The organism is uncultured Mucilaginibacter sp., assembly GCF_937859865.1.
Lineage (GTDB): Bacteria > Bacteroidota > Bacteroidia > Sphingobacteriales > Sphingobacteriaceae > Mucilaginibacter_A.
In genome coordinates this window covers 22,014-29,835 of record NZ_CALMAT010000155.1, presented here as the reverse complement: position 1 = coordinate 29,835, position 7,822 = coordinate 22,014, and the positions used below count along the sequence as shown (strand labels likewise).

Below are 7,822 nucleotides of genomic sequence, written 5' to 3'. Positions count from 1 at the left end.
TCGTTGATGTTGTTGATGATCATATCCATCGCGCCGTCGTTGTTTAAATCGGCATAAACTGCACCGTTAGAAAACGTTGGAACCGTTAAGCCCCAATCTTTTGTTTCATCGCTGAAAGTAAGATCGCCTTTATTTTGAAAAGCATAGTTGTGCAGTTTAACTACCGGGATTTGGTCGAGAATTTGCTTTTTTGATGCGATTTGAAAAGCTTCATCCCGATAAGCTATAAAATCATGGTCGGTAACATCTTTGGGGTAACCGTTGGTGACCACAATATCACGAAATCCATCATTGTTAAAATCAGTGATTAATGGGCACCAGCTCCAATCGGTTTGGGCAACGCCCCCCATAAAACTAATTTCGCTAAAAGCCGGAATGCCGATAGAATCGTTTTGGCTCAGCCTCGGCCCCTGGTTCAATTGCAACGTGTTGCGCACGTATTGGTATTGATAGTTGTACAGATCAAAGTTTTGGAAGGTTTGATAACTGTTCGAACTCATCATCATCTTTTTGCGGTAGTTATCTTCCGGGTTCATGTCCAGCTCAAATACATCCGCCAGGCCATCGTTGTTGATGTCTTCAATATCCTGGCCCATCGCATTTGCCGAAGTATGTTTAAAATATTGTTTGGAGCGATCGGTAAAAGTGCCGTCGTGGTTGTTGATGTACAATATGTTGTTGGATAAAAAATCGTTGGTTACGTAAATATCCTTCCAGCCATCCTGGTTAATATCAGCAATGGTGGTGGCATGGCCGTAACCTTCTATTTTAATGCCAGCCTGCGCTGATACATCGTGAAATACCGGATGTTTTTCTTTCGGGTCAAAATCATTTCGAAACAACCTGCCTGTACTTCTGTGGGTACCATCGTTAATAATTGGCCGGAACCTGTTTGGGTTGTCGTTTGCCGATGCTTCGTTTACCGTCAAATACATATCCAAATCGCCGTCGTTGTCATAATCAAAAAAACTGGCCATGGTAGATTGTACGTGAATATCCAGACCATATTCTTTGGCCATTTCTTTGAAAACTGGAACACCGCTTTTATCCGGCCCTTGATTGATGTACAACAAGTTACGCCGTTTAAGAGAATCTTTTGACAAAGTATTGCAAACATAAATATCGGGCAAGCCATCGTTGTTTATATCTACAATAGCAACGCCCCGGCCCCAACGGCCCATGCCGCCAACGCCTGCCTTATCGGTAACATCCTCGAACTTAAAATCGCCTTTGTTGAGGTACAGTTTGTTGGAAACCCTATTGCCGGTAAAGTAAATGTCCTGCAAGCCATCGTTGTTAAAATCGCCGATGCCCACGCCGCCGCCATTATAGATGTTAACCAGATCTAAAGGGTTGATGGAATCGTTTTCTGTAATGAGGTTATTGAAATGAACACCGGATTGGGCAGCAGGAATTTGCTCGAACAGTGTATGTTTTTTGCAGGAGGCTAATAGAAGAGTAATTATTAAGAACAGCAGTAGAAAAGAAACATTTTTCATGTTAATATAAACCTGTTTACACTCTTGTTCATCATATTTTTTATACTTCTTTTACAACAAAAAATTATGGTTCTTATCTTTTTATAGCCATGAAACACAAAGCCTGTATTTATAATAACAAAAGAACATATATCAAAAAAACCAGGAAGATCAACCTCCTGGTTTTTAATAAATATCAAAGTTATTATATTATTAATAATACAAAATATTTTGCGAAGCCCCTGTACTTGCTGTCGATCCATCAGCACAATCAGCAGTTACCCCAAATCTTCCACCTGGAGTATTACCCATATTTCTTTGAATTGTGACGGTATTGGAATACGCAGTACCTGAAAAATTACCGCCTCCTTGATAATACCCACCATAATTATAATGATCAGGAGAATTAACGCCATCCCATCCAAACGTGATATAACCTCCGCTGTCTCTAATAATATGTAGGTTAGTTACACCAGCATTACATAAATCTAATTTAGGTGGTTTAGGAACTGTGTTTTTATTTATTAAACTAAACGAAAGCAAGAAGCCAACCATAAAGGTTGCAACAACTGCATAAATAATGTTCTTTTTCATAATTAAATAATTTAAAGTTTAAAATGGTCAGTTAAAATTATTATATACTTTGATACTTATTTTCGATAGTTTAAGATAGAAGTAAAAGTGGTTTAGGAATACTGAATATTACCTATAAAGTTAATAAAACTTTTTCCATTTAATAACATTACAATTTAAATATATATTCAAACAAAACACGAATTATAAAGAGGTGAAGGGATTAACCTTCACCTCTTTAATAAGCTAAGTTTTAGAAAAATTAATAACCAGGGTTTTGTTTAAGCACCCCATTGCTTAAATCAATTTGTATTTGTGGTATGGCATACAATTCGTTCTTTCCTTGGGTAAATTTAGCACCTTTTATTGTAGATGCAGGGAAGTTAGGAACAGCATTTTCATGTGCTAAATAAGTATTTAAAATGCCGGCCATATAACCGGTTCCGGCAGGGCCTCCTGTCCGTCCGTCCCAACGTTGCAAATCAAAGAAACGATGTCCCTCCATGCCTAATTCTAAGCGGCGTTCAAAATAAACAGCTTGACGCGCATACTCTTTACCGTTTGCTGTAAACTGGTTGGTATATAAGCCAACTTTATAATTAGCTGCAGGTGTGGTGGTAAAACCTTTGGCTGGATTTGCAGGATCAACATAAGTATGTACCCATCCTGTAGGATCAGCAGCACGTGCCCTTATCATATTTACATAAACCTGTGCCTGCGCTAAGCTGCCAATTTCTACTTCACATTCTGCTGCCCATAACAGCACATCAGCAAAACGAATCATGTTGTAATTATTTGCTGTTGATTGATTTGATGCCCAACCGCCATAAGTATCGCTGGTGGTAGCCTGAGCTGCTTTATAATAAACATTTTTAATTGGGCTATATGGCCCGCCATTAGGTTGACTACGTATCCAATCAGAACCGGGATGTAAGCCCCAATCTAAATAAGGAATTCCGCGACGGCCTACTGACCAATCTAAACGTGAATCTACTGCTACAGTTGTGGGCATAAATGGCGTTTTAGAATCTAATCCCTGATCATTCTTTAAATCAGAATTGTTATAAGTATCAAACATGGGCAAACCATTGTCATCAACTTTAAATGCATTTACAAAGCTGAAAGAAGGCTGATAGAAACCACAGCAACTGGCAGGCCCACCTGCCGGAAAATTTAAAGCATCACCAACATTACCATTAGCACCACCAGCGTTATCTTTTACAGACATTTGTACAGAGAATACAGCCTCAGGCCCATTTTTAGTTGATGGGTTAAAATTATTACTATAAGGTTCCAAAGTATATTTTGCACCGCTTGAAGTTACACCATTGGCTATTACATCAGCCAGTGCAGCTTTTGCTTCTGCATATTTATGATCATAAATGTATGCTTTAGCCAGAAAAGCTTCAGCAGCATATTTATTGGCACGGCCAATCTGAGCTTGTGTATTAGGCAATACTGCTACTGCTGCCTGAAAATCAGCTTCAACTTTCGGTAGTATAGATGCAGTATTGGGAATGTTATAGTTCTTAGCATCGTAAGTTACCGTTTCATCTACATAAGGCACATTTCTCCATATTTTAACAGCCTCTAAATGATATACCCCTCTTAAAAAACGGGCCTCAGCAGTAACTTGTTTAGCATAATCAGCACTTACAGAACCATCCGTTACCAAAGGCAGCTCTTTTAAAACATCATTAGCCCGGGCAATACCTGCATATAAGATACGCCACTTAGCATTAAAGTAACTATTAGCCGAATTGAAACCATGATTTTCTATTGGTTCAGCATCTGACGCATCACCAGGTGTTGATCCTTTATGTGCATCATCAGCACCCACACCACCATAAATCCAGTTACTAACACCTTGTGGCCATGGATCACCGCCTATATCTGCAGAATATCCGTCTAAATCTGAATATGCCCCAATCAGCAAACCATCAACTCCGGGTTTAGTAGCCAACACAGTTGAATTTAATGAACCGGTTGCCGGCTGATCTAAGAATTTTTTACAAGAGTAGGACAAAGCCAATACGGCCAATACTCCCGGAAAAATTAATTTATATTTTATTGTTTTCATTTTAAAGATTTTTACAAAAAATTAGAAAGTTAAACCAAGTCCTAATAGGAACCCCCTTTGATTATTAGGATAGTTACCATAATCTATACCAAAGGCACCACTTTGCTGATAAGTACCCAAGTTACCGCTTGATGGCTGTAATTCCGGATCCAAGCCAGAGTATTTAGTAATTGTAAATAAATTGGTTACCTGGAAGTATATGCGTAATCTGTCAACTTGAATATTTTTTAACAATTGAGGAGAAAAAGTGTATCCAATTGAAGCCTGACGACATTTTAAAAACGATCCATCCTCCATATAATAAGAACTAAACACTTCACTTGTACTAAAACTTGTTGCGTTTTCGGCAATAGGTGTTTTAGGGTTTAAATTTGTTGGTGACCAGGAATTATATAGCAAATCATTACTTTTATTACCTATTAGTGTTGCATAGAAATTAGTATAAAATTTAGTGAAATTGATATTTTTGTTACCCTGAGACCCGTATAAGATTACAGAGGCATCAAAGCCTTTGTAGTTGGCACCCAAGTTTACACCGTAAGTAAATTTGGGGTTTGGATTGCCAAAAAAGGTACGGTCATTTGCATCTATCTTACCATCACCGTTAACATCCTGATATTTAAAACGGCCCGGGGCTGCTCCGTTTTGGGTTGGAGATGAGGAAACATCAGCGGCATCTTTAAAATAGCCAATTTGTTTATAACCAAAGAACTCGCCTACCGGTTGGCCAATTGCTTCCCGAACCAAATTTCCTAAGCGTGAACCGGATACGTCCAGATAACCATTTCCTGGTATATAAGTAAACTTATTGGTATAAGGAGTAACCTCAACACCAACATTATAATTAAAATCCCTTCCTGCTTTACCGTTATAAGTTACATTGAAGTCAAATCCCTTATTGGATATATTTCCACTATTTATAAATGGTGCTGTGGCACCACCTAAAGTTGCAGGTAAAGATGCCTGGAACAATAATCCACTTATTGATTTTTCGTAGTATTCTAAATTAAATGTTAAGTTGCGAAATAATGTTGCATCAATACCTACGTTCAGAATTTTATCGGTTTCCCATTTACCACCGGCATTCCCGATGCCATTGTTATAAAAACCTTGGTTTGCAACATTGCTTGAGCCTGTAATTGGGTAGGAAGATTGGCCAAAGCCTGAACCAAATAAAGTGAAAGCATTGGTGGCAGAAATGTTATTTGAGCCTAAAGAACCATAGCTGGCACGTAATTTTAAATCAGTTAACCAGTTAACACTTTTCAAAAAGTCTTCCTGGGAAATCCTCCAACCTACTGTAGCTGATGGGAAGGTACCATATCGGGTTTGGGGTGCAAATACGGATGAACCATCACGACGGACTGTAGCACTAAACAAGTATTTATCATTGTACTGATAATTTACCCTTGCAAAAACTGATTGTTTGCTTGTTGGTTGATAGGCATAGCTTTGAGTTTGGATGTTGGTGGTACCATTATTTAAATTAACATAATTAGGATCTAATGAAAACAAGGTATTTACACTTCCTTGTAAGAACCTGCCATAAGTTTGGTTGATTTCATAACCACCTAAAAAGTCAACATTGTGCTTTCCAAAAACTTGTTTATAAACAATAGTATTTGACCAGAATATATTGCTTGCAAACGAAGTGTTTTCCACTGCACCATTTGGTGTATTATGGTTTTCGCCATCATTATATTGGTTATAAATAATACTATTGTAAAAGTTGTTATAAATATTACCGTTAACACTGGTACGTGCAGTAAAATGTTTCAGAAAATCTACCTCTGCAAACAAGTTACCCTGTACGTTCCATTGCCTGTTTTGGTTAGTTTTAGTTCTTTCCTGAACGGCAAAAGGTGTGTTGGCATTACCTAACTCAGTAGGGCCATCCCATGTACCGCCATAATTACCATTAATATCATATACCGGAATTGATGGCTGTGTGCGGTAGATCCATGATAAAGCACTGCCTTCACTCTGATTGTTAAAGCCACCGGGTGACTGGCGGAAAAAAGCGTAAGCACTTTCACCTACCCGAATGTTATTTTTAATGTTAAAAGTGGTATTTACACGGGCTGAATAGCGCTTTAAATAAGTATCAATTAAAGTCCCTTGCTGGTTTAAGTAACCAGCAGAAAGCAGGTAAGAATTTTTATCATTGGCACCGCTCATAGTTAAAGTATGGCTTTGAGTTGGTGCATTTTTAAACACGGTATGAAACCAGTCTGTACCTTGTTTATTAAATGCCTGGATCAAATAATCATTGTCAGGATTTTGTGCATCAAAATGGTATTTTGAAGGATCAACCAAAGGATCACCGGCATTAGCTATACCTTTGCCTCCGCCAAGGTTGACACCGGCTTGATAACCAAAATCAGGCACCTTTCCATTAGGATATAATAATGTTGCAGGATTAACCTTATAAGTTAAAGTGGCAATACCCGGTGCATCTAATAAATTATAGGGGTTGCCACCTAATGGCGTTGTAACACCATAATACCCATCATAAGATATAGTAGTTTTACCTTGACGGCCTTTTTTGGTTGTTACCACTACCACACCATTACCACCACTAACCCCGTATATAGCTGCAGAACCAGCATCTTTTAATACACTAATGCTTTCGATGTCATTGGGGTTAACATTAGACATGTCGCCAGATTGTACACCGTCAATAACATAAAGTGGTTGTGAACCTCCCAAAGAAGAAACACCACGGACTAATACAGTACTACCGCCACCTGGAATACCGTTGGTAATAACTGTAACACCGGATGCCTGGCCTTGCAGCAACTGCTCCGAACTTGTAACAGGTATTTTTTTGGCCTGACTTAGATCTACAGTAGCTACAGCACCAGTAATATCCTGCTTACGCTGACTGGTATAACCGGTTACCACCACCTCATTCAAGGTACTGGTTGAAGTACTTAACGTGATCCTTAAAGCTGTTTGACTGCCTACGGTAACATTTTGGGTTTGGTAACCTAAATAAGACACCGAAATAACATCAGTAGGTTTTGCGGTAATGGAAAAGTTTCCGTTTGCATCTGTAACGGTGCCGACGGTTGTACCGCTGACTTTTACAGAAGCGCCAATAACAGGCTGCTTGTCATCTGCGCCGATAACCCGGCCGGTAACCCTGGTTTGTGCCGAAACAACCAACGACGAAAACACGCCCAGAAGCATCAGCCATACTTTCAATCTTTTAAAAAGTAAAGTGTTTAACATAAAGTGAATTTTTGTGTGATAAATTGATGGTTTAAAAAAGCTTTTTTGTTTCAATGCCAAATTTTAGCAGCTTGCCGCTAAACAGCGGAACTTCAGGAGTTTGCCATGATTAAAATGAATAAATAGGTTTATAATTGGTAATTGTACCTGACCAAAAATATTAAACTTTTTGTTATGCAACTAATATTTTACAAAATATATTGGCAGTAGTTATAAGTTTTTTTAAAGCTACCGGTCATTTATCTTATTAAAACATAATTTTTACCCAGGCTATTATTTTCGAATAAAAACACGCGTTCATCAGAAAAATATTTTTCTTTACCTAAACCATAATAGTAAATCCTGATCATCAGCCTGTTATTGCCTTTCAAATCAAAATCGAAATTTCAAAACCAGGTGCTGTTTTTAACGGGTTATTTTAGTTAATAGTTACAATATCTAAGAACAATAAAGTGAT

Annotated in this window: 3 protein-coding genes and 1 pseudogene (1 of these 4 running past the window's edge); all 4 read right to left on the bottom strand. The window is 38.2% G+C overall.

Annotated elements, in window-relative coordinates:
• Positions 1 to 1,499 (bottom strand): annotated as a pseudogene (locus Q0192_RS16765) (VCBS repeat-containing protein); it reaches 2,086 nt to the left of the window's first position.
• Between the two features lie 192 nt (positions 1,500 to 1,691).
• On the bottom strand, positions 1,692 to 2,072 hold the full coding sequence (locus Q0192_RS16760) for a hypothetical protein (RefSeq protein WP_299291270.1): 381 nt from the start codon (positions 2,070 to 2,072) through the stop codon (positions 1,692 to 1,694).
• Between the two features lie 241 nt (positions 2,073 to 2,313).
• The gene (locus tag Q0192_RS16755) at positions 2,314 to 4,131 is read right to left on the bottom strand and encodes a RagB/SusD family nutrient uptake outer membrane protein (RefSeq protein ID WP_299291268.1); all 1,818 of its coding nucleotides are present in this window, start codon (positions 4,129 to 4,131) and stop codon (positions 2,314 to 2,316) included.
• A gap of 21 nt (positions 4,132 to 4,152) precedes the next feature.
• On the bottom strand, positions 4,153 to 7,365 hold the full coding sequence (locus Q0192_RS16750; RefSeq protein ID WP_299291266.1) for a TonB-dependent receptor: 3,213 nt from the start codon (positions 7,363 to 7,365) through the stop codon (positions 4,153 to 4,155).
• Between the last annotated feature and the right edge of the window lie 457 nt (positions 7,366 to 7,822).

What these genes read in the sequence shown, in the direction of transcription:
- Q0192_RS16760 (WP_299291270.1), bottom strand. Translation starts at nt 2,072, where the DNA reads ATGAAAAAGAACATTATTTATGCAGTTGTTGCAACCTTTATGGTTGGC.
- Q0192_RS16755 (WP_299291268.1), bottom strand. Translation starts at nt 4,131, where the DNA reads ATGAAAACAATAAAATATAAATTAATTTTTCCGGGAGTATTGGCCGTA.
- Q0192_RS16750 (WP_299291266.1), bottom strand. Translation starts at nt 7,365, where the DNA reads ATGTTAAACACTTTACTTTTTAAAAGATTGAAAGTATGGCTGATGCTT.